Origin of the sequence: Flavobacterium cyanobacteriorum (assembly GCF_002251835.1) — a bacterium.
Taxonomy (GTDB): Bacteria; Bacteroidota; Bacteroidia; order Flavobacteriales; family Flavobacteriaceae; genus Flavobacterium; species Flavobacterium cyanobacteriorum.
In genome coordinates this window covers 1-338 of the sequence record NZ_NOXV01000176.1, presented here as the reverse complement: position 1 = coordinate 338, position 338 = coordinate 1, and the positions used below count along the sequence as shown (strand labels likewise).

Sequence of the window (338 nt, the reverse complement as noted above, 5' to 3'; positions counted from 1 at the left end):
TTTTGGGCTTGGTAATGCGATAGGTGTTGTGTATATCCAGCTTCGGTAGTTTTTTTACTCTCGTGAGTTTTGTGCATTTTTTGTCCGATCGGGCACACATAATAATCATCTTCTTGGTTGTAATGAAGATTTTCTTTACTAAAGGGTTTGTGTTTCTTTTGATAATTTTTGTCTTGTTCTTTATCAAAAGTATTGTACTTCACATAGGCTGTTAACTCTTGTTGTTCTAAATAATCATAATTTTCTTCACTTCCATAGCCTGCATCTGCAGTAATATCTTGTAGTTCCTGAAAAACTTCTTCTCCGTAAGTTTCTTTTAGGTTTTCTAAATGTGGTTT

The 338-nt window shown here is 33.4% G+C and carries 1 pseudogene; it reads right to left on the bottom strand.

Features of this window, described 5'->3' with window-relative positions:
* Nucleotides 1-338, bottom strand: a pseudogene (locus CHU92_RS15765) (IS5/IS1182 family transposase); the annotation flags it as partial.